Here is a 21,553-nt window from a genome sequence, read left to right on the forward strand (position 1 = left end):
AAGTCACCACGCTCTGCCGGGGCCACGGCCCACGGCGGCGACCAGGCAGGGGCATGCGGAGCCGCAGCCAGCGCCACATCACCACACAGCAACACCAATCAGCATGAGATCGTCTGCACCGTCATCCAGCGGCGCTCCGGCTATCGGCTGCAGGCCCGCCCCGACCACACCATCGGCATCGCGCCGGAGCCATAGCCGCCCCACCGCGGCGTCGCCGGCACGGCGGGCGAGAACGACACGACCTTCGTAGAGGTCGAGTTGCCCGGAGGTGACGGGCTCGAAGACCTCGCCAGGCGCCTCCGTCACCAGGAATCGGCGAGTCGCGGTAAGCGCGGGCCCGACGTCCGAGAGCAATACCCGCAAGGCCCCGACGGGCGGTTGGTCGTGCTTGCCGAGGAGGCGGCTGAGCACGTCCGCCGCCACGCCGCGACGTAGCTGCTCGTGGTAGCGCTCGTTGCGGAACACCCGCAAGCAGCGGTAGCAGCTGGTCTCCGGGCCGCATTCACAGTCGCGGACCCGCTGCAGGGCATGGTTGAGTACGTCCCGCAGCCGCTCAGCGATGCGCCGGACGTGGCCGGCTCCCCCGGGCACGGTGTCGTACAGCATGATCACGCTGCGGCCGGCTTCGGTTCGGTAGATCGTCGCGTCGATGTCGTCGCGGGAGATCTCGAGCGCGCGCACCGCCCCCTCCACCAGTGCGTACGCGACCGATCGCCAGGCGTTGTCCTCGACTCCGACCACGACGGCACCATCGAAGCTCAGGTCGAGGACGTCCGTCTGATATTTGTGGGCCAGCGACAAGTTCTCCATGCGGCCACGGCACTCGCGGCCGCTGAGCGGACTCTGGTGGTCAACCCGACCGTCGATGGCCCGGCCGGCGAAGCCACAGGTCGCGCAAACGAGGAAGCCGCGTCCCATCGCACCGTCGCTGATTGCCACCAGCTCGCCCCGGGCACCGGCCCGGATGGTGATCGCGCCGCCGGCGAGGTCCAACTTGTCCGCGTAGAGCTCAGCGCCGGGAGACACGACATGGATCGCGCCGTGCCAGGCCCGGCGCGGCGCGCTGGTGGGTCGCCGGCCCGTACCGCGCGCCGCGACGAAGCCGAAGACGGGAATGGCGTACTGACGGGGTACGCCGACGAGGGCGGAGCCGCAGGCCGGGCACTCCTGGTCGAGGCGGTCGATCGAGTCGCGGTAGTGGCCGCATCCGTCGCACACCGCGTAGTAGCGTCGCTCGAGGTCGCGTCCGGGCAGCCGGTACAGGCCAGCCGACTGCCAGACCAGTCCCCCGGCGACGACCTCTGCACCGGGTGCGTACTCATAGATGGCCGACGAGAGGTCTCTGGAAAGCTCTAGTTGCTTGGCGATGGGGGCGTCCGCGAAGGCCAGCCGCAGCTCGACGGTGTCGACGGGAAACCCGTACTTTGGCAGGACGTTTCGGTTGGCAAGCAGCCCGAGCAGTTCGCGGCGAGTGATCGTGTTCATCACGCGGCCGTACCGCGCGGCCTTGTCGTCCTGGCGGGCAGTGAAGGCCTCCTGCCGCTTCTGCTCGTACGTGTCGACATCCTGCTGCAGCTCGGCCCGGACCGACTCCAGCAGGTCGACCAGGTGCTCGACCCACTCTTCGGAGTCGACGCCGATGATGTCGCGCACCTCGGCCGGCAGCACCTGCCGCAGCGAGTCGGTGACCCGCCCAGGAACTGGGTTGAGGAAGTCGCGGACCAACGTGACTGGGGCGATCCCGTCGTCACCTGGCAGGAAGAACTCCCCTGCCGTTCGCCAGATGGTGCCGTGGGACCGAAATTGGTGCCGGAAGAATGCGGCGAGCGCGACGGAGTGGGCGTGCCGCCGATCAATCCGCACGTTGGTCAGGGGCACGTACGGCGCCCGAACCTCGCCGGCGATCATCCGGTCGGGCTCGGCGAAACGGGAGAGGTCGTGCGAGCGGCGCTGGGCATAGGTGAGCACGAGCGCGGCTGAATCGGTTCGGCGGCCGGCCCGGCCGGCCCGTTGGACGTAGTTCGCGGTGGTCGGAGGCATGTTGCGCAGCATGACGGCTTGCAGCTCACCGACGTCGACGCCGAGTTCGAACGTGGTGGAGCAGGAGAGGGCGTTGACTTCGCCGCGGACGAACTGCTGCTGAATTTCGGCGGCTCGTTCGCTGGTCCACTGGGCGGTGTGTTCGAGCACGCGCAGCGGCACTGGGTTCATGTCCCGATAGACGTTGCGGTAGTGGTCCGGGTCGGTGTCCGCAGCAGGGGACGTCCAAGGTTCGAGATCGCCGGTGCAGGCCATGGTGGGGCAGGTAGCGCGCACGTTGAACGGGGTGAGCTTGCGGCACCTGCTGCACTGCCACATGGTCAGGCCGCCGGCCGTCGGCGTGCAGGTGATCAGGGCGGAGTCGAGCTGGTGGACCTGCCCGATGCCGGCTTCGGTGCCGGCGATCAGCCACTCGGCCTGTGGCCCCTTGGTCAGCAGGCGCCACACGCCCTCCAGCAGTTGGATCGGGTCCGCCTGCCGGTCGAGCCGAGCAAGCACGCGGGTCACGAAGTCGGCCCGCCGGTTGGTCCCCCTGGTCGGCAGCCAGCTGAGCACCTTGCGGCGCGCGTCGGAGCCGGTGCCGCGTACGTAGATCGGGCCGAGCCGCGGCTGGAACGCCTCGTCGCGGGGGTCCACTCCGTCCAGGGCGCCGACGGCGCCCTGGAGCCGAATCGATCGGATCAACTCGGCGAGCAGCGCCCAGACCTCTTCGTCGCTGAGGCCGAGGGCAAGCAGCGGCTGGGGTGGTAGCCAGGCAGGGTCGCGGGACATGTCCCAGGCGATGAGTCCCCTGCCCTCCAGGGAGTTGCGTTCGTCAACGCCGACAGCCTCGACCTGCGCCCAGAGGGCGACCTGCCGCTCCCGAGTCTGTCGGCTCTGCCGCCGTTCGAAGATGCCGTACCGGTCGGCTACTCGGGAGGTGTGGTAGACGACGTCGGTGAGGCGAACCTCGTCGTCGGCCGCCGCAGCGGCGACGGCACCCTCGTGGAGCAGCCGCCGACGCTGCACCCGCTCGTAGGAGTCTTCGAGATACGGCGCGAAGTACGCCGCAGACTGCCGGCTGTCGCTGAACAGCAGCAGCTTGCGCCCGCCGCCTCGCAGGCCTTGCTGAACGGGATCGGAGGCCACGGGCAGCTTCTGATAGAGGGCGGTCGCCAGGACCGAGGCGGAGGCTTCGTTACCGCTGGCGAAGAGTCGGATCAGGCCGGCTCCGCGTCCGCCGCACGCGAGGCAGGCCGTGAGCTCGTCGCTGCGCTGCCGTAGGAAACGAACCGCGCGCACGGCGCCGTCCGGGCAGCGCGGGCAGTTGGCCGCCTTACCGATCTGGAACACCCCGCACCGGGTGCACAGCGCGCCCATCTCGCCGGCCGCCTGGGCAGCACCGCTGAACATCTCCTCGTCCTCGTCGGTCGCCACTTCGTCGACCAGCGCCATCCACACCTGCTGCTCGTCGCGGGAGCGGCGGGACCGGAACACGGTGAAGGTGCCGACCCGCTCCAGCGTGCCCATCAGGTAGACGGTGCCGCAGCGGCGGCAAGTGCCGAACTCGAAGGCGGCGTCGCCGCACCGTCCGCAGCGCTCGTGCCGGGTCAGACTGACGTGCGGCCCGTTGGCTCCGAGGCAGGCGAAAGCCCCTTCCGTCGCGCGGGCAAAGAGGTGGTAGCGGGCGGAGAGCACCGGTGTGCTGTCCTTATCGTGGATGCTGTTGGCCAGGGCGACCATCGACGCGGTCGCGGACGCGTCGCTACTGGGGAACAGGGCCTGGGCGACCTCGTGCAGCGGTATCGGCCCGTGGGCGAGCAGCGCCTTGAGCCGGCGAACGCGCTGCTCGTACGCCAGTGCCTCGGCGGGGTCGTCCCCGGCGTACCCGTGCTCGCGGGCGAGGGCTACGACGGCGCCGGCGGGGTCCGGCGCATTTAGCAGTTTCTCGTACGCCGTGGCGGGCAGGGGTCCCCACTCGGGTCCGGGCGGCAGCTGGACCCGGTCGGCGGTGATGACGTCCTGCCTCGCCTCATCGGCGGGGTCGTACTCGAAGGGGACGGGGAAGAGGGAGGCAGCGAAGTCGACCACGGCTCCCATGTCGCTACCGACGGTCGCGCTCGTCGCGATGCACTGCACCGGTCGGCCCGAATCCACCCGGTCGGCGAGTCGGCGCAGCAGCATCGCCAGCTCGGCCCCGCGAGCCCCGTCGTAGACGTGCGCCTCGTCGACGACGATGAACTGCCAGTGCCCGGCGTGCTCACCCTCGAAGAGGTCCATGTCCAAGGGCCGCAGCAGCAGGTATTCGAGCATGGCGTAGTTGGTCAGCAGGAGGTGCGGCGGTCGCTGCTGCATCTCCTCCCGGCTGAGCAGTTCGTTGGGCAGCGGCCGCTCGCCAGGGTTTTGCTGCTCGAAGACCTCCACGGCCTCCCGGCGACTCCGGCGGGTCTCACCCGTGTACCGGCCAAAGGTGATGTCCGGCGCCTCGGCCAGCAGGCCCCGCAGCCGCTTCATCTGATCGTTGGCCAGCGCGTTCATCGGGTACAGCAGCAGCGCCCGCACGCCAGGCCCGAGGCTGCCCGCCGCACGTTCGGCCATCAGTTGGCTCAGGATGGGGATGAGGAAGCTCTCGGTCTTGCCGGATCCGGTGCCGGTAGCGACGACGATGTTGCGCCCTGCGGTTGCCTTCCGGATCGCCCGCTCCTGGTGTTGGTAGAGCGGACGGTCCATGGCTAGCCCGGCGCCCAGGCTGGCGATGCCGGGATCGAGCACGCCAGCGTCGATGAGCTGACGGGGTGTGGCGCTGGTGACGTAGGGCGGGGTCGCCTCGAGCAGTGGCCCCTTTGTGATCTCCTGGTTGATCGCGTCGCCGATCGCAGCTTCGAGCGCGCTCGCGAGCCGGGGATCCTTCGGCTCCACGAGGGAACGAAGATAGCGCCGGTAGGTGGAGACGATCGCGTCGCTGGTGGCGAGGGGGTCGAGGATCATTCGGCTGCTCCGGCTCCGGTCAGGAGGAACTCCGCGAGGAGAAGGTCGATGGCCACGAGACGGGGTGCGCTGCGGGCGAGCGTCGCGTGTAGGGGCAGGATTCGTGGCAGCAGCCCGGCCGGGGCCGCGTGCCCTCGGGCGGCCAGCCGCGCCACGAAGGCGAACGCCAGCGACAGCGCGGGGAGAGCGAGCCACCCTCGAGTCGGGTTGCGCGCCTGTAGCGCGGCCACCACCCGTGGGCCGCCGCACTCGGCCAAGGGCTTTTGCAGGGCGCGCAGCAGCCCCTCTGCATTGCTGGAGAGCCGTCCCAGGCCGGGCCGCACCCTTACCTCGAACAGGTGGCGGGCCGCAACCATCCGTTCGTCGGCGTCGAGCAGGCCGCCGGGAACGACGCGCATCGCCCGCCACACCCGGTCGCGTTCCTCGGCCGGCAGCAACGCGAACACCTCGGCCGACTGGTCGAACCTGCCGACCGTCTCGTACGGGTCGGGGCCGCCGGCGAGCAGGTCCGCCGCCACCTCCCCGCACACCGCGGTGATCTGTTCGCCCAGGTCGGCGTGGGAGCCGATGTCAGGCAGCCGGTGGGCCGAGGCGAGTATTGCGGCCAGCGGGCTCGCCGTCCAGAGCCGCGCCTCGTCGGCCGCACTGACGTACCTGTCGGGAGGCAGGGCGATCAGCCCGGAGTGCACCAGGGGCGCGACCACCTGGTCGGCCGAGGCGCGGTGCTTGGTAAGCGCGGCCAGCGCGGCGGCGGGATGCGGGCGCAGGAGCGCCGCGGCGCCCCGGATGTTGGCCGTGACACCTCGGGCATAAAGGTCGTCCGCACGCGGGTAGAGGTCGAACAGCAGCGGCGCGATGTCCGGTCGGTCGGGCAGGGCACCTGCTCCGGCCAGGTACGCCGAGACCGCCTCACCCGCGGGGTCCTGGCCGGTCGGCTCCCACTTCAGCTCGGTGAGGTTGAAGGCATTGTCGGGGCCGGGCCACTCCGGCCAGTCCGACGGCAACCACGGATCCTCGATGCGCAGCAGCGCCACGAGGGGCCCCGCCGTGGTGATCCGGGTGGGCAGTGGGTCGCTGACCAGGTCCGCGCCGAGGCGTGCGAGGTACGGCGGTTCCCACGGCGCGTACACCTGGTACAGCGCGGCCGTCAGCCCTTCGGCCCGCACGCCGTCGACCAGCACCAGCCGGTCGTCCTCGAGGTGCACCGCGCTGGCGAGGCGTCGAGGTACGCAGCGCGCTGCTGGGAAGTCATGCCCGTCAAAGCGGACATCAAGCTGGGCGAGCCCGTGGGCGCCGACCGTGTCGGCGATGGCCGCGAGCGGGAACCGGGCCATCGGCTGCCCATAGGTCGCTCCAGACGAAACAGTTTGCAGCTCGCGGCCCCCGGAACGGACGATCAGCCGCGCGTCCGCCGCCCGCGGCAGCCGCACCAGTAGTTCGCCCTCACCGATCGTCTCGGTGTCCAGACGCAGTGGCTGCAGGGACCATTCGCCGCGGCTGCCTCCGCCAAGCCGTTGAAGCGCCATGTGGGCGGGCGTTACCCGTACGGTGGTCGCGCCGCCCGGGCTGTCGAGCTGCAGCTCGACAGCGGTGTCGGCGGGGCCCAGGTGGGTCATTGGGGGCGTTACCGACAGGTCGGGCAGGGTGGCGTCGGCTCCTACGGTGGCCGGTTCCAGCCCGTCCGCCGTGATCTCTCGCCAGGCGGGGTGGGAGATGACGGACAGCCCCTCGGCGAACTCCAACGTGCGGGCCAGGCCGCGGCCAAGCGGACCCCGAACGGTGATCTCGTAGGGGCCGACCAAGGGGCGGGCAAGGTCCCGCCACGGGTCGACCGTCGTGTCTCGGTCGGCGGAGAGGCTCTCGGTATGCAGGAGCTGACCGGAGCCGGGTCGGCGGACCCGGATCGACCAGTCGGTGCTCACGCCGGGCTCGGTCGGCAGGGTCAGCCGCGGGGCCGTCGCGATCACCGGTGCGCCGGCGAGGCTGCTCACTCCGGGCAATGGCTGGGCGAGCTGCAGTTGGGCGCGGCGGGCACCCTTGACCCGGCGGGGCGTTCCGCCACCAAGCCGCAGCTGCGACACCTGGCGAAGGTCGGCGCGGCGCAGCGTCCAGCCGAGCCAGCCGTACGGCGCCGGCACGTCGTACGTGTCGACCAGGTCGCCATCCACCTGCAGCTCGAGCGGCCTACCGCCGTCGCTCTCTTGCGGGTACAGCAACCAGACCGGCTCAGGCGGCAGGCCGGCGGTCGCCGGCACCCGTCGGCCGTCCTCGGTGAAGACCAACAGGGGATCCCGCGGGTCGACCACGTCCAGCTCGTACTCCTGGTCGTAGCCGGCCAACTCCACCGTCGCCTGACGCGCGGGGCGTGCGATGGCTACCACCGTTGCGGGTGCCGTCTCGCTGGTGCCGGGCCAGCGCGACTGGCTGACGACCGACTCGACCTCGCCATCGAAGCGCAACTGCCACATGACGCGACCGTCCGGTGCGTCGTGGACCGGCGGCAACCACACCATCAGGCCACGGCCGAACGGCTCCAACTCCAGGTGGGGGCGCTGCTGCACCGCCACCGCAGCCGATGCCATGCGCTCCGAGCTGCCCGTCCAGTCGAGCTGCTTCGCCTCCGCAAGGGCGTGGGCCTTGGCAATCAGATGTGGGGACAGTCCGAGTCCGTCGGCGGTGAACCCCGGCTGCCGCAGCCGCTCCAACAGGTCGAGGCAGCGGTCGACAAGGTCCGCGGCGTAGTCCTCGCCGCGCTGGATGAACCGCTGCACCGGCTTGTCGGTCCCGTTCAGACGCGACTCCCGGCCGGGCGCGAGCGCCCAGGCGAGAAAGCTCTCGCCAGTGAGTCCGGGCTCACGGGACTGGCGGTGCAGGAGGAGATTCAGCAGGTCACCGAGGCAGTACGCGGGGACCCCGGCATGCATGAGGATCTCACCGACGTAGACCTGCGGCAGACCAGGAAACCGAGCCAGCCGGAAGTGGTCGAGGTTGAGGCGGAAGGCCCTCCCCCAGAACGTCTGGTCGACCTGGCCCGGCGCCTCGTTGTGGACGGCGCTCCAGTAGTCGCCGTGTTCGTACCCGACGGCACCGATCCCAGCCAGGCCGACGACCAAGCACGCGGGGTAGTGACGGGTGAGCAACCGCTGCCGCTCTAGGGGCTTGCAATACCAAAAGACCCGTCCCAGGGCGCGGATGACCTCTTTGGCGTGGTCCTCCGGTGCGTCAATCTCGGCAACCAGTGACACCGCGCGCAGGGCTGGCGCCCACTCGGCTTCCCGGAGCCGAAGTATCTCGGATGCGTGTGACACGGTCTCCCTTTTCTGGATTGGGGTCGTCAGCGCGGTAGGGCGACTATGCAAGCAAGCCAAGGCGTGTTCAAGGCCAAACCGACGCCTCAGCATCCGCCCTGCCCGATCGGTCATCGGGGTGGGCCCGGTCGGCGGCAGGGGTGGACAGGTCAGGTCGGACGCCGCCCCACTCGGGGGAGTGAGAACTGGCAGCGGTGATTCGGGCGCTTGGCGGGCCGGTGCACCTGGAGGCCGGTGAGGGGCTGCCCGGCACTCGGATCACTGGACCTAGGACGCGTCAGGCCGTGTCCGCCCGAGCGGTGGGGGCGTAGCTGAACCAGGTGGTGCCGGCGTCGGCGGCGAGGCGGGCGGTGGTGACGTGGTGGTAGCCGAGTGCGGTGGCGACGATCGGGGCGGGCATGTCGAGCACGTGCTGGCGGATCGCGGCGGGCGGTGGTGGGGACGCCGAGACCGTGGATCAGCGGCGATAGGGTGCGGGGCTGGAGCGGTCGGCCAGCGCCTGCCGGGGAACAGCCAGCGTGATTCGCGGTCGGTGGCGGTGCGGCCGCGCTCGGGCAGCGCCGCGGTGGCCGGTCCTTGGGCTGCCGACAGCTCGGACCGTGGGCTGAGCCGGTTCGCGGCCGACCACTGTAGGAACGCCCGGACGGTGACGCGGTCGCTGACGCTGTGCCCGTGGCCGCCCACGCGTCGACGTCGGCCTGACCGCAGTCGGCGAGCGCGCGGCCACGGGCGGCCAGCCACTCGAGCAGGTCGGCGGCCCTGCTGATCTGCTCGCCGGCGTAGCGGCGTCCGACCGGGGTGATCGGCCGAGTCTCGGCGCGAGCCCCGGAGCCGGGGGCAGGACGTGCCAGGTTGCGAACCGGCGCAGGAGTTTGGCGTGGTGATCTGCCGTTAGGCGAGGCCGTGACGCGTATTGGTCTAGCCGGTGACGTCCTTGATGGCCTCGTAGAACTCGGGGTCGTTGGTTCGAGGAATGAGCGCGTTCCGGTTTCCGGACCACAGGTCGGTTCGCAAGGAAAAGGTGCATGTGGTGTGCCATCGTCGCTGCCCCCAACGTTGCGGCAGGACCAGCACCTCTACGGTGGCGGTGTAGGGACCATCCTCCAGTTGGCTCTCCGGGGTGTCCCACTGGAACTCGATCACCCGCTCGACCGACTTGCGGCCCTCGACGGCGAACGGCATGGCGTACTGCCGGTGCTTGTCCGATTCTGGGTAGACGGACCCGTGGAAGGCGATCCAGAACATCCGTTTGGGCAGCGCCTCGTGGTCCGGGGAGTTCTCGTCGCCGGCGCCGCCGCTCAGGCGCAGCTTGATGTCGGCGACCACGAGGGAGGCGGGGGCCGGGTTATGGAAGACCAGGGGTATGTCGAGCACGATCTTGCTCCTGGTGATGGCGCCGCTGAACACGTGCCCTGTCTCCACGCGCAGGCGACCGCGGCGGACCTGCATCCACCAAAACGATGCGAGCGTAAAGATCAGCGCGGTTACGGAGATAGCCACCGGCGGAGTAATCCAGGCGTTCGTGGCTCCGAGGAGCGGAAGCGCGGCATCCATGCGCTGAAGTGTTTCGGGTGCCCGCAACTCGGCCGTTGAGGAGGCCCGCGCCGGCTCGGCGACCGGGACGCTCAGGACTAGGTCGCGGCCTTCATCGATACCGCTGGCGAAAGCTGATCATCGAGCGCGACGTACCGGGCCGCCACGATCACGGGCGAAGTGGTCTACGTCGAACTCGACCACTGCCGACCGGTTCTGGCCACACCGCTGTACGGCCTGCCGATCCTGGCCCAAGCCGACACCGCCATCATCGAATGCTCAGGAAGTAGTCGCCCGAGCCAGGCCGACGTCGCCCTCTCCGTCGACGGGATGACAGGTTCCTTCACTGTCCACCGGTCAACTCGTGAAGCCCAGGACCAGAGAGCGCCAAGGATCGTGCCTCGCATTTAGGCTCGTCGAAACACCCGGTGTACCGACAGCTGGCAACATCTGCAGCGCTTGACGCGGAATCAAGAAACCAAAATGCCGCCTCATCCAAGACGCAGATGAAGCGGCAGGTCAGAGCGTTGTACAGCGCACGCGCTGACGACCAACCGCCCACGCGGTTACCGCCAACAAAGATCATCCGTTACCGGATGTTACCGCCGTTACCGGAGAGGATCTTCATCTCCCCAGGTCAACCGGTCGGGACGGCCGGATTCGAACCGACGACCCCTTGACCCCCAGTTTACAACGATTCTGTCACGGCATGTCAGAACCGATTGATACGTCTGCAGATGCGGACAGAACGACATCGCGCATCACGTCCCAATGCCATCCCATGTCAGCCACTCCCCCGCCGCCGAGCCATTGCAGTTACCGGGTCCGTTACGGCAAACGGTCAAAGACCCGCCCTGCCGCCCCGTCCACCCAGACTGCAAGGTCTGAGAGAAAACACAGACTGCAGAGCGTCCTAGGATAGACCGGCGAAGACATCCAGCCGCTCTTTGCGACCGGCAGACCCTCGGTAGCGGGGGCCGAGTGCGCCCGGCTGTTGTCACCCAACGAGCACCTGCCGCCCTTACCGCGGCGCTGCCACCAGCGGCGCTTCCTGGGCGGCGTCAACGCCGTTCAGTGCATCCAACTGCTCCCAACCTGCTCCCCCGATCGCGGCCGCACATCGATGCACGGTCAGTGCTTACGCGATGTTCGCGAGCGGAGACCTCAGCGACATCGGGCTAGTTACCGCCACCGGCTTCCGGTGGCACGTACGTAGTTCCGCCGCACGTACCGCGGGCGCATCGGGAAGATGCTGTCATCGGCGCCGGCGTCGAGATACCCCAGCCACCACGGCTGGCCTGCCGACTGCTCGCTTAGCAGCGAAAGCACGGCCCAGTCAGGTTCTTCCTGCCCCTCGCCTCCGTGGGCAGCACGACCGCGGCATAGGCCTCGAACACCGGGGATGGCGGCAGTAATGGTCAAGCCTGCGGACGTGCCATCAGCGATCCACACGATCTCGGCGCTCGTCTCGATGCGCCACAGACCGGTTCTCCGGGCGTGGCCCTGCTCGACGAAGTCAGTGGCGGGTAGGGACAGGCGTTGCGGACTCGCTCAGCGCTGTCTCGCCGGAGCTGACGCGACAGGTCGCGGCCCTATGTGTGGCCGCAGCTGACGCCGCGGGATCGGCAGCTGGTCACCGTCGGGATGCTGACCGCGCTCGGTGGGTACGAGCCGGAGCTGCGGCTGCACCTCGGCGCGAGGTTCAACGTCGGGCTCGCGCCCGCCGAGATCGTCGAGGCGCTACTGCAGTCGGCGGGCTATTACCGGACTCCCAGGGCGATCAACGCCACCATCGCCCCCCGGGAGGTGTTCGCGGAACGTGGCCTGCTCCCTGTGGAAAGCTAGTGGTGCCGCTGGCGGTGGGCGCGGAGGACGTCGAGGCCGAAGTCGTTCTCCGGGTCGCGCCAGACTGAGTGGGCGTGGTTGGCGTCGCTCTGGGTGTTGTCCCACTCGATGAGCAGGTGCGGGCCTTGCACGCGGTAGTAGTGCGGGGCACCCAGGCCGGTGGGGCCTGCCCAGGCGAAATGCAGGGCGCCCAGAGCGGTGTCGTCATATGCCGGGGCAACCAGGTCGGGCACGCGGCCGAAGTACGTGCCAAGCAGGGACCGGAGCAGGTCGCGCTGCGACGGATCGAGGTCGATGGCGGGGATTCCCTTGGGTTGAGCGGTGTACTCGAGCACGCTGCCATAGGACTCCTCGTGGGCTGCGGTAGCGTCGCTCATGGCCCGGTCACCCAGGGTGATCGTGGTGCGGTTGCCGGTCACGAAGTCGGACGGGGCCCGGGGGGACAGGATCGCGCGACGGGCCAAGTCGGGGTGCAGAGAGCATACGAGCTCGCGGGCCACGTCCTCGACCCGGGCGAGCGGGCGGTTGACCGCCCCGCCTAGCAACTCAGAGCTGGCCGGGTCGGCGCCCATAAAGCACGGAGTGGTGGAGACGAGCTCGCCGTCGACGACCAGGTTGTTCAGAGAGACGTGGTGGCCGCCGAAGCGCCAGCCCCAGGTGCCAGAGGGCGCAGGATCGCCGAAGACACGCAGGTAGTAGAGGCCAGGGTCGCGGCCCCGCTCGCGGCCGAACAGCTCCACGAAGCCTTCGGTGTGGTCGAGGACGTTCTCCAGGCCGATCGTGGTGGCGACGGTGACGTAGCCGGGGCGGGACAGACCGGCGGCCACCAGCCGCATCGCCCCTCGCTGCTGAGCGGGGCGCTGCTGATGGAAGGTCAGGCCACCATGGTCGATCGGGGTGTAAAACCACCGGCGGCGCTCAAGATCCATCGAGGAGTCCGACGGCATCTGGCCCACGGCGATTGCACGTTGTTCCGCGGACAGCAGCTCTAGCCAGTCCTGGGCCGCCGACGCCATCGTGGCGGCGACCTGCCGCCGCGGCCTGCCGTCCATCATGGCCCCAATCTAACGCCAATCTGCGGCGCGGCTCATAGGCAAGGCTAGCCGGCCTCAACGCCCGCCCCCTGCAACAGGCTCCGCATGAGGCGCTGGGCGACCGCGGCGGTGGGCAGGTTCGTGTTCGCCCTTGGCACCGCCGGCATCACCGACGCGTCGACCACCAGGCAGTTCGATAGGCCGTCGACGCGGCCGGACGGGTCGGTGACGGTGCCCATCGCGCAGGTGCCCACTGGGTGCCAGTAATGGTGGTGGTTGGCCCGCACCCACCGGGCCAGGTCGACCGGTCCCGGCGAGAGCTCCGCTCCGGCGAGGCGGCGTAGCTCCGGGGCCGCAACCAGCGCGCGGACCAGCTCGATGCCGTCCAGCAGGACCTGCACGTCCCCGGCGGCGGAGAGGAAAGCATGGTCAATCAGCGGCGGCACCGCCGGATTCGCGGAGCGGAGGCGGAGCCGTCCGCGTGACTCCGGCGTCAGGCAGGCGACCGGGAGCACCCAGCGCCACTCCCGGCCCTCGAACGGCGACTCCATCACCGGGAACACGTGCAGGTCGAATGCCTTCATCGCCAGGCCCGACCGGGCCTTGATCACAATCGGCTCGTCCGCAACCTTACGGTCGAGAAGCCAATCTTCCATGGCGGCGACGAGCTCGGCGGAACCGGTGAGCTCCACGTCGACAGTGGGTTGATCGTGCAGGTTAGCACCCACGCCGGGCTGCGAAACGACGGGCGTGATACCGAGGGCAGTCAGGTCACCGGGCGGCCCGACACCAGAGCGCAGGAGGATCGCCGGCGAGCCGTAGGTGCCCGCAGCCAGCACGACGAGCCCTGCGCCGATCGCCTCTCCGCCGGCCATCCGCACACCGGCCACCCGGTCTCCGGTAATCACGAGGCGGTCGGCGGTGCGGTTCGCCAGCACCGTGACCGAGCCGCGCACGTCATCCAGGAACGCGAAGGCGGCGTTGTGCCGCACCATGCCGTGGGTGGTGGACGGAACAGCACCCACGCCCGGCCCGCTGTCTAGGTCATTGACATCTGGTTGGAACGGCAGTCCGATGGCGACGGCCGCATCGAGGCATGCGCGCTGGAACGGGGTAAGCTGCTCCGGTGCCGCCGTGCGCACGCGCAGACGGTCGCTTACCTCGCGCAACTCGTCACGCATGACGGCGCCGGACCAGCCGTCGAGCTGCCAATCGTCGTAGTCCTCGCGCGATCCCCAGCAGGCTACGCAGCCGTTAACCGACGATGAGCCCCCCATTACCCGGCCACGCTCGAGCGCGAGGCTGCGACCGTCGGGCAGGGTCTCGGTGAGTCCCCAGTCATGCCCGGTGGGGAGTGTCCACGGTTTCAGCAGGCCAGCGGGCCAGCGACCACCGGCGAGTGGCCCGAAGTCGGGACCCGCCTCGATCAAGATAACGGATCGGCCCGCCAGCGCCGCCTCCGACGCGGCCACGCAGCCCGCGGTGCCGCCTCCGACGATCACGATGTCGGCTGATCGCACAGGCTCCCTCCGATGCCGATAGCGTACCCGTGGTCAGGGCGCCGGCATGCTGCGCAGGTGCGGGCTGCCTGGCAGGCCGGCGCCGGCCAACCGGGCGAGTATCTGCCAGTGGTCGTGCAATATGCCAGGTGCCGCGGCGAACGTCTCGGGCACCTCGCGGACTGCCGCCGGGGGCTCCGCTCCGGAAAGGCATGCCTCGGCCGCGGCCAGCCAGCCAGCAAGCAAGGAACGCCAGGCGTGTCCCGGTGCCGTTTGCGCGAGCGTCGCTCCGGCGACACCGATCGCGGCTGCCGCCTCCTCGGTGCCGATCAGGCTGAGCGCCCGCAGCACCTGCCAGGTAGCGGTGGTGAGCGGGGTGGCGCGGACGAAGAGGTCACCGGCGGGCAGTGGCTCGCCGCGCAGGTACATCGCGGTTGCCAGCTCGCACCAGGCCCACGCGCCGTACATTGGGAAATCCGCCGACTCGTACGCCGCGATGGCGGCCTCAGCCTCTCGGACGGCCGCGTCGAGGTCGCCGCGGCGGCGGGCGAGCACGCTCCCGGCGAGGATCAGGCTGGCCGAGGCGCGCGGATTACAGCCGTCGGCGGTCACCCGTCCCCGGGCGATGGTCGCGGTCGCCGCGGCCACGTCGAGCAGATCGGCGTACGTCCAGGCCAGGGTGGCCAGACCGGCGGCCAACCCCCAGCGATCGCCAATCTCCTCGTACGCCTCCAGCGCCCGTGACAGCGCCGTAGCCGCGGTGCCGGGAAGGGCGCGGACCCGGGCCAGGCCGGCCAGCACGCAGTCGGCGTACGTGGCGAGGCCGCGGTCGCCGAGCCGGCGGGTGATCTCCTGGGCGGTCATGAGACGTGTCTCCGCCGATCCGGTTGCTCCGATCAGGATCTCCGAGATCGCGGCGTTGATCAGCGTCGACGCGTGCAGCAGGGCGGCGGTGTGCGAGGCATCCGCCCGCGGGATCACCAGGGCAGCAGCCCGGTCCGCGCAAGAGAGGGAGGCGGCGAGGAAGCCCAGTGGGCGCAGCGTGTGGGTTGCCTGCACGAGGCTGCGAGCCACAACCGGAGCGCCCTGGTCGCCCTGCCGCACGGCCAGGCGCATGGCCTGCCGGAACGTGCGCAGCGAGGACCGCAGGTCCCCGGCGTCACGCTGGGACGAGCCGAGGTCGACCAGGATCGCCGGCAGGGCGTCGTAATCGCCACCGCGCACCGCGGCCTCCTGCGCCTTGGTCAGCCACGTCATCGCGACGGCCGCGTCGCCGGTGAGCCAGTAGAGCCGTCCGAGCCGCATGGCGTTGCGGATCACATCGTCGCCGATCGCGACCTCGGCCAGCGCCCGGCCGACGTCGATGGTCGCCTGATAGAGCCCGATTTTCTCGAGCAGCTCACCATACTGGTCGAGCATCTCGGCGACCTGATGATGGTCGCCGCTGTTTAGGAGATGCTCCGCCGCGAACAGCACGGGCCGGACGTCGTCGACATCGCGCATCTCGTCCACGGCCACGGCGATCTGCAGGTAGTACTCGGCGGTCCGCCGGTGAATGAGCGCGACAATCGCCTCCTGCCGGTCTTCGGAGGCCTGGCGCAACAGGTAGCGCCGGTCGGCCGGATGGAGAGCGACGCGTTTGGTGAGGCGATCGCCGGATACGATCTGGGTTCGGGTGAGCCGCCGGATGAGCGATGGCACGTCGAGACCAGGCGCGAACGGGCGGAGTATGTAATCGACCCCGCTCACCGCGATCGGCCGGCCGGCGACGGCCAAGGCCAGGAGCACCCATCGAGCGGGCTGGTCGAGCCGGGCGAGGGTCTCGGCTATCAGCGAGTCGAGGGTGTCGTTCACCGCGCTCATTTCGGCGACGAGATCGTCGACGGTCAGCAGCGGATCGTTCGCCAGCATGCCGGCGACGAGCTGGAGAGCGCGGGGCAGGCCGTGCACCGCCGCGGACACTGAGCCGAGCACCTCGTCGGTCGACACCGCCAGCCCGTAGTCGGCCTGCGGGTCGAGCTCGCGCAACATGCGTACCGCCTCGTCGTGCGGCAGGCCGGTGCGCAACTCCACCGTGCGGGTCCGGGACATCACCGGCGGTGGGAGCTCGACCGGCTCCCGCGAGGTGATCAGGAACGAGAGGGGGATGGCGACCTGCAGAAGCTCGGTCAGCAGGGCGCCGAGCTCGTCGTCGCCGCTAAGGCGTCCACGGTCGTCGAGCAGGTCCTCCAGGTTGTCCAGCAGGATGATGATCCGCCGCTCGCCGACGGCCTCGAGGACCGCCGCCATCCTCCGGTGCAGCGGAACAGCACGGGCCGACCAGCTGCGCAGCAGGTCGGCGACGCCGGTGAGCTGGGCCAGCTTGAGGATGACCTCCTCGCTGGAGATACCGGAGCTGGTACGGGTGGACAAGAAGACGACCCCGTCGACGTGCGGCCAGGGACCGTCGTGGTACCAGCGTTGCGCCCGCAGCGCGTTCAGCACGCGAGCCGCCAGGGCGGTCTTGCCGATGCCGGCCCGGCCGACGACGGAGACGACGCCGACCGTGGCATCGGCCAGCGCGCGGCTGATGTCGGTGGCTTCCCGCACCCGATTCCGGAAGAGATGCTGCGGGTCGAACGGACGGACGCCCACCGCCGGCGCGAGATCGACCGCACCGGCGGCCGGCTTGGGATTGGTCGTTAGGGCCTCGATCCGACGTACCTGCCGCTCTCGCCGGGACGCCCATCCGCCGGCGACGGACCGCAGTTCGTCGATCCTCGGCTGGAACCGGCCGGGGTTGGCCGAGCTGGACTGGATCTCCTCCAGCGCGTCGGCGAGGACGGCCGGCCTGATGCCGCTGCCAGAGCCGACTGCCACGACCCGCTCGACCGCCTCGTCAACGGTGGACGCCATCGGGAAGCCGCGGACGAACGGCGGGAGCGGCCGGGACCGCTCGGCGAAGACAATAAGCGGCAGTTGCCGCACCGCAGTGGCGACGACCAGCTCGCGCGCGTACGCGAGTGAGTCAACCGCCCCGTCGGCGACCAGCACGGCCACTGAGGCGGTCGCAAGCCCGGCGCGGCCCGGATCGAGGATCTCGTCGGGCCCGACGACGACCTGGCGCACAGCGAAGCCATGAACGCGCAGTCCGGCGGCAATGCGGTCGCCGTGAGCTCCGTGTCGCGCGGTGACGACCAGAATCTGTCGGCCGGAGAGCCCGTCCCGGCCGATTGCCCGTGCCGCCTCGATCTCCTCTAGGCGGTTCCAGGCCGATGCGACCCGATAGAGGGGCATCGCCAGCACGGTGTCCCGCGCTCCGCGCGACGTGGTGACCGCCTCGATCTGGATGCCCACGACCGCGCCCAGTTCGTCGCTGAGGATGGGCGCACCGCTGTATCCAGGCTCGGCCAGCTCCGGACTGCGGCAGCGGAACAACCGGAAGCCGGCGTCGTTGTGCGGGTCGAAGGGACCGATGATTTCGCCAGCGCCGGCGCTGATCGAGCGCAGCGTGACGCCGTACCCGGCGCTGGTGAAGGAGCCCCGCGGGGAGTGCACAAGCGCGACCGGGAACGGCGCGACCCGCCGTGGGGCGGGATCCACCTCGAGCACGGCGAAGTCGACGCCTTCGGCCGCCCGGTGCGCCGCCAGCAGAACCCGGGCAGGCAGCGGCGGCTGCCCCGGAAAGGTAACCCAGACGTCGCCGCCGTCGCTCAGCAGATGGCCGGCGGTCAGGACGACGCCGGCCGAGGACGCCAGCCAGCCGGTGCCGGAGACGGGACGGTCCCCGATCGAGATTCCGCAAACCGCCGTGGTCAGCAGGCCGGTGAGATCTCCGCCGTCACTGCTCAGCAGCATCCGTCTTCTTCCAAGTCAGCTTGGCTCGCAGGCTGTGGTTGCTCTTGACGGCCAGCCAAACCGGGCCGGCCTGGCCGGACAGGCCAAGGCAGATCTCGGCCTCGACGTCGGTCGGCCGGTGCTCCTCCGGGATCTTACTGAGTTCCTTGCCGACCTCGCCGGCGATGTGCGCAAGCAGCACGGAGATCGCGGCGACGCCCTCCTCCGAGAGATCTCGAATGCCGGTCGGCGAGGTCAGCCGCTCATCCGAGGACGTCCCGGTCGGCCGCGTTCCGGCACCGTCGCCATCAACCAACTCCACCGCGTACGCCAGACCGTCACCGGACCGGGCTGTTGTCAGTTCCACAATCACACCTCACTGATCGGGGTTCAGGGTCTCGACGCTCAGGTATTCCGGGACGCGTGGCCGTCGCTGGTGCTCCAGCCGCCAGAGTCCCGGCGTGTACTCACGGAAGCCGGCACCGGCGAACAGCCCGTGACACGGCTCGTTCAGCCTGGTGCGGACCAGCCGGGCCTCCATCGGCGTCCCGTACGTCGCGATCATCTGGTTCAGCAGAACCTGTTCGACGCCGTAGCCCATCGCCCGGCAGCTGAGCACGAACGACTCGATCGATCGGCGTTCCCGGTGCACCACGGCGGCCGACACCAGGCCGAAGTCGCCGAAGCGGTCACGCAGCCGGGCGATGTGTACGACGTGCTCCGCCGACGGCTCGGTCATCCGGTCCAAGGCCTGCCGCCCGAACACCACGCCGGTCGTGTTGAACTGATTCGTGCGGCGTAGCAGCTCTCTCGTACGTGGCACGTCGGCTGGCCGCATCGGTCCGAGGCAGACCGTCAGGCCGAGCGCGGCCATCGCGGTCGTCATCGTCTGCTGTCCGGTCCGCGCCGTGAAGAACTCCTCGCGGCGGATCGCCACCCGGTAGCGCTCGGTACGGCGTGCCCCGTCACCGGTGACGACGCGCAGGTCGGCGGCGATTCCCAGGCTTCGCCACACCGCAGGCTCGGCAGCATCGAGAAGGGTCAGCTCCGGAAAGGCGCTCGCCAGCATCGCCCGTTCGCTGGCGTCGTCGTCGATCACGCCGGTCTGCGCCGGCCGGATGCCTAGGGTCGTCAATGCCTCGGCGAGCGCGAGCGGCTTCGGCTGCCAGCTCCGCTTGACGAGCACGAAGTCCTCCGAGCTGATCTCCGCCCCGTCCCAGCGGACCGATTCCGGCGCGCCCCGGCTGAGCCCGATGAGAACGACGCCCTGGCGGGCGAGGCGACGGAGCAGGGCCTGGCGGTCGCGGTGATGCTCCACGGCGCCTTCAGCCACGACGCCAGACCACAGCGTTCCGTCGAAGTCGACCGCCAGCGCCCGGAGGTGCGCAATCGACTCCCAAGCGACGACGATCTCGGCGTACGTGCGCGCTACCTCACGGCCAAGCCGGCTGGTGTGGAACAGCGAATCGCCGCTGCCGGCCACGTCGACCGCGGGCCGCGTCGCCTCTCGCAGGCCCAAGCGCCCGGCGATGCCGGCCTCGTCGACGAGCACGACGCCCGATGCCGCCCGGACACGCTCGCGCAGCGCCCGGTTAAGACTGCCAATCGTCTCCAGGCGGGCCGGCGTCAGCGGCGGCAGGCTCGTCATCTCGGCCCGGTCCGGTCCGTCCGGCGCGCCCGACGCGTTTTGCAGGAGGATCGGTGCATCGGACCAGGACCGGATGTCGGCCAGGGCGCGGTCGACCACGTCGAGCACCCGATCGAGATCGGCGGGCAACCGCCGGCGCTCGGAGGCCTCCATCAGCATCTGCCGGTACACCGGCAGTCCGTCGAACGTGAACGGACTGAAGCCGATCATGGCGACCGGATGACGCGCGAGGAACTCGCGCGCGGTCGCCGCATCGAAGTGGGCGCTCAGCGCACTGCTGAAATACTGGTGATAGCCCCGGAGATCGATGCCGCTCCGGCGCAGATCCTCGGCAAGGAAACAGCGGATGCCGTTCATAACGCAGTCACCGAGCAGTAGCATGTCGACACGGCGTCCGGCCGGGGCGAGAAGCGGTTCGTGCAATCGATCGAGCGCGTCCAGAACCGGGCCCGGGCCGAAGCGATCCGCGAATGCAGCGTGCTGCGCGGCCAGCAGATCGCCGATCTCGAAACCGAAGACGTTGTCAGCAGTCGGATCAAAAGGATGACCTAGCTGCAAGGGATACCGCTGCAACTCGTCGCGATAGACGGCCACTAGTTCCGGCGACGGCGACTCGACGAGTCGGACTAGAATTCGCAGGATCGACGGTAGATAGCGATCGATGAATTCGGCACGCACCAAGCCGTCGTCATCCCCCAGCCGCATTCCGGCGGCCCATTGCCGGGCGAGGGGCCCGCTCTGTGCGCGAATAATCGCGGCGAGCGCGACACCGCTAGATGGCATGGCACCTTCCCGACTCGTTCCGGGTGAGCTCCCTCATGATGCCCCACCGGCCGGGTCGCGGCAACGGTCCACCTCCGTCCGACGCAGTCCTCAGGCCGCCGCGCCTGGTCCCCGGCGCTGGCCCTGTTGCCTTTGGGTATTCCGTCATGGACACTGCGGGACGAGGCGTCGCCGTTTCTAGGCCCCGGACCGGAGGTCAGCGATGAGTGCCACCGCGCCGCACGAGCTCATTCGGTACGTCCAGATCGAGACGGGTACGGCCTGCAACTACAAATGCCGATATTGTCCGGTGACCTACCATCCGCGAAGCGGTGGGTTTCTTCCCCTATCGATCATCGCGGGTCTGGTCGCCGATCTGACCGCCCTGCCGTCGCTCGAGCAAATCTACCTCAACGGGTACGACGAGCCGACCATTAATCCACAACTGGTCGAAGTGTTCCGCATTCTGGCGCCGGTGCGGGCGAAGGTCATTTTGCTCACCAATGGCACGCGACTCGACCGGAACCTGGCCGAGCAAATCATCGACACCGGCGCCGACGTGGAATTCGACATCCATCTGTCCGCGGCGGACCCGGACGAATTCCGGCGCGTTCACCAGAGTCCGCTGCACTCCGTCGTGATGCGCAATCTGGACGGCCTCGCCGCCTCCGATGTCACCGGCCGGGTCGATGTGCATGTCAGCATGCAGGGGCGTGACGATGTGGCGGACAACGCGAACTTCGCGGCATTGCGCGCCCGGTTCGCAGACACGGCCTTCCAGGTGCATCGATACGAGCCCAACGACCGGGCCGGTCTGCTGCGCAACGAGTACCACGAGGCCAACTACAAGCAGACGCTCCGCGGCTGTGGTTTGCAGAACCGGACCCAGGAGTGGCTCCACGTCAACGCGACCGGCGTCGCCGTGCTGTGCTGCCAGGACTACTTCGCCCAGTACCCCATCGGCCGGGTGGGCGAGTCCACCCTGATCGAGCTCGCCGGTTCCGTCGCGCGCCGCCGGTTCCACGCCTGGACGACCGGCGAACAGCAAGCGCCGAGCGACTATCTGTGCCGGCGCTGCTCGCACGCGGTCGGCGAGTAAGC

Annotated in this window: 11 protein-coding genes; 2 read left to right on the top strand and 9 right to left on the bottom strand. The window is 69.6% G+C overall.

The features are described from left to right. Positions 1-78 precede the first annotated feature (78 nt). The 4 genes from ACGGAQ_RS30255 to ACGGAQ_RS30270 all read right to left on the bottom strand — a co-directional run bounded on the left by ACGGAQ_RS30255 (position 79) and on the right by ACGGAQ_RS30270 (position 9,869). Positions 79-5,007 (bottom strand): DEAD/DEAH box helicase, encoded by a 4,929-nt coding sequence (locus ACGGAQ_RS30255; RefSeq protein ID WP_393055083.1) that lies wholly within the window; start codon positions 5,005-5,007, stop codon positions 79-81. Continuing rightward, positions 5,004-8,120, bottom strand: coding sequence for a hypothetical protein (locus ACGGAQ_RS30260; protein ID WP_393055085.1), 3,117 nt, complete (start codon positions 8,118-8,120; stop codon positions 5,004-5,006). The genes ACGGAQ_RS30255 and ACGGAQ_RS30260 overlap by 4 nt, the downstream gene beginning before the upstream one ends. A gap of 472 nt (positions 8,121-8,592) precedes the next feature. Continuing rightward, a complete protein-coding gene (locus ACGGAQ_RS30265; RefSeq protein WP_393055087.1) occupies positions 8,593-8,715 on the bottom strand; it encodes a hypothetical protein in 123 nt (40 codons plus the stop codon). A 518-nt stretch (positions 8,716-9,233) separates the two neighbouring features. Further along, positions 9,234-9,869 (bottom strand): hypothetical protein, encoded by a 636-nt coding sequence (locus ACGGAQ_RS30270; RefSeq protein ID WP_393055089.1) that lies wholly within the window; start codon positions 9,867-9,869, stop codon positions 9,234-9,236. A gap of 1,575 nt (positions 9,870-11,444) precedes the next feature. Between ACGGAQ_RS30270 and ACGGAQ_RS30275 the strand changes: the two genes are divergently transcribed. Beyond that, positions 11,445-11,693: a carboxymuconolactone decarboxylase family protein gene (locus ACGGAQ_RS30275; RefSeq protein WP_393055091.1), complete on the top strand. Its 249-nt coding sequence runs from the start codon at positions 11,445-11,447 to the stop codon at positions 11,691-11,693. Here the strand turns inward: ACGGAQ_RS30275 and ACGGAQ_RS30280 are convergent. The 5 genes from ACGGAQ_RS30280 to ACGGAQ_RS30300 are packed head-to-tail and all read right to left on the bottom strand — an operon-like array spanning position 11,690 to position 20,473. Beyond that, positions 11,690-12,748: a DUF3500 domain-containing protein gene (locus tag ACGGAQ_RS30280; protein WP_393055093.1), complete on the bottom strand. Its 1,059-nt coding sequence runs from the start codon at positions 12,746-12,748 to the stop codon at positions 11,690-11,692. The genes ACGGAQ_RS30275 and ACGGAQ_RS30280 overlap by 4 nt on opposite strands. A 44-nt stretch (positions 12,749-12,792) precedes the next feature. Next, positions 12,793-14,247, bottom strand: a complete 1,455-nt coding sequence (locus tag ACGGAQ_RS30285; protein WP_393055095.1) for a GMC family oxidoreductase — start codon at positions 14,245-14,247, stop codon at positions 12,793-12,795. Between the two features lie 33 nt (positions 14,248-14,280). Beyond that, positions 14,281-18,063: a trypsin-like peptidase domain-containing protein gene (locus ACGGAQ_RS30290; protein WP_393055097.1), complete on the bottom strand. Its 3,783-nt coding sequence runs from the start codon at positions 18,061-18,063 to the stop codon at positions 14,281-14,283. After that, on the bottom strand, positions 18,047-18,409 hold the full coding sequence (locus ACGGAQ_RS30295) for a hypothetical protein (protein WP_393055099.1): 363 nt from the start codon (positions 18,407-18,409) through the stop codon (positions 18,047-18,049). Before ACGGAQ_RS30295 ends, ACGGAQ_RS30290 begins: the two co-directional genes overlap by 17 nt. A 9-nt stretch (positions 18,410-18,418) precedes the next feature. Then, positions 18,419-20,473: a hypothetical protein gene (locus tag ACGGAQ_RS30300; RefSeq protein WP_393055101.1), complete on the bottom strand. Its 2,055-nt coding sequence runs from the start codon at positions 20,471-20,473 to the stop codon at positions 18,419-18,421. 202 nt (positions 20,474-20,675) lie between these two features. On the opposite strand from ACGGAQ_RS30300, the gene ACGGAQ_RS30305 reads away from it, so the two are divergent. Further along, positions 20,676-21,551, top strand: coding sequence for a radical SAM/SPASM domain-containing protein (locus tag ACGGAQ_RS30305; protein WP_393055103.1), 876 nt, complete (start codon positions 20,676-20,678; stop codon positions 21,549-21,551). Positions 21,552-21,553 lie beyond the last annotated feature (2 nt).

Source organism: Micromonospora sp. NPDC047557 (genome assembly GCF_043205095.1).
In the GTDB taxonomy this organism is placed as follows: Bacteria; Actinomycetota; Actinomycetes; order Mycobacteriales; family Micromonosporaceae; genus Micromonospora.

Bases quoted from the DNA above. Each gene is read 5' to 3' on its own strand.
- ACGGAQ_RS30290 (WP_393055097.1), bottom strand. From the start codon at position 18,063: ATGCTGCTGAGCAGTGACGGCGGAGATCTCACCGGCCTGCTGACCACG.
- ACGGAQ_RS30280 (WP_393055093.1), bottom strand. From the start codon at position 12,748: ATGATGGACGGCAGGCCGCGGCGGCAGGTCGCCGCCACGATGGCGTCG.
- ACGGAQ_RS30305 (WP_393055103.1), top strand. From the start codon at position 20,676: ATGAGTGCCACCGCGCCGCACGAGCTCATTCGGTACGTCCAGATCGAG.
- ACGGAQ_RS30270 (WP_393055089.1), bottom strand. From the start codon at position 9,869: ATGGATGCCGCGCTTCCGCTCCTCGGAGCCACGAACGCCTGGATTACT.
- ACGGAQ_RS30265 (WP_393055087.1), bottom strand. From the start codon at position 8,715: ATGCCCGCCCCGATCGTCGCCACCGCACTCGGCTACCACCACGTCACC.
- ACGGAQ_RS30300 (WP_393055101.1), bottom strand. From the start codon at position 20,473: ATGCCATCTAGCGGTGTCGCGCTCGCCGCGATTATTCGCGCACAGAGC.
- ACGGAQ_RS30255 (WP_393055083.1), bottom strand. From the start codon at position 5,007: ATGATCCTCGACCCCCTCGCCACCAGCGACGCGATCGTCTCCACCTAC.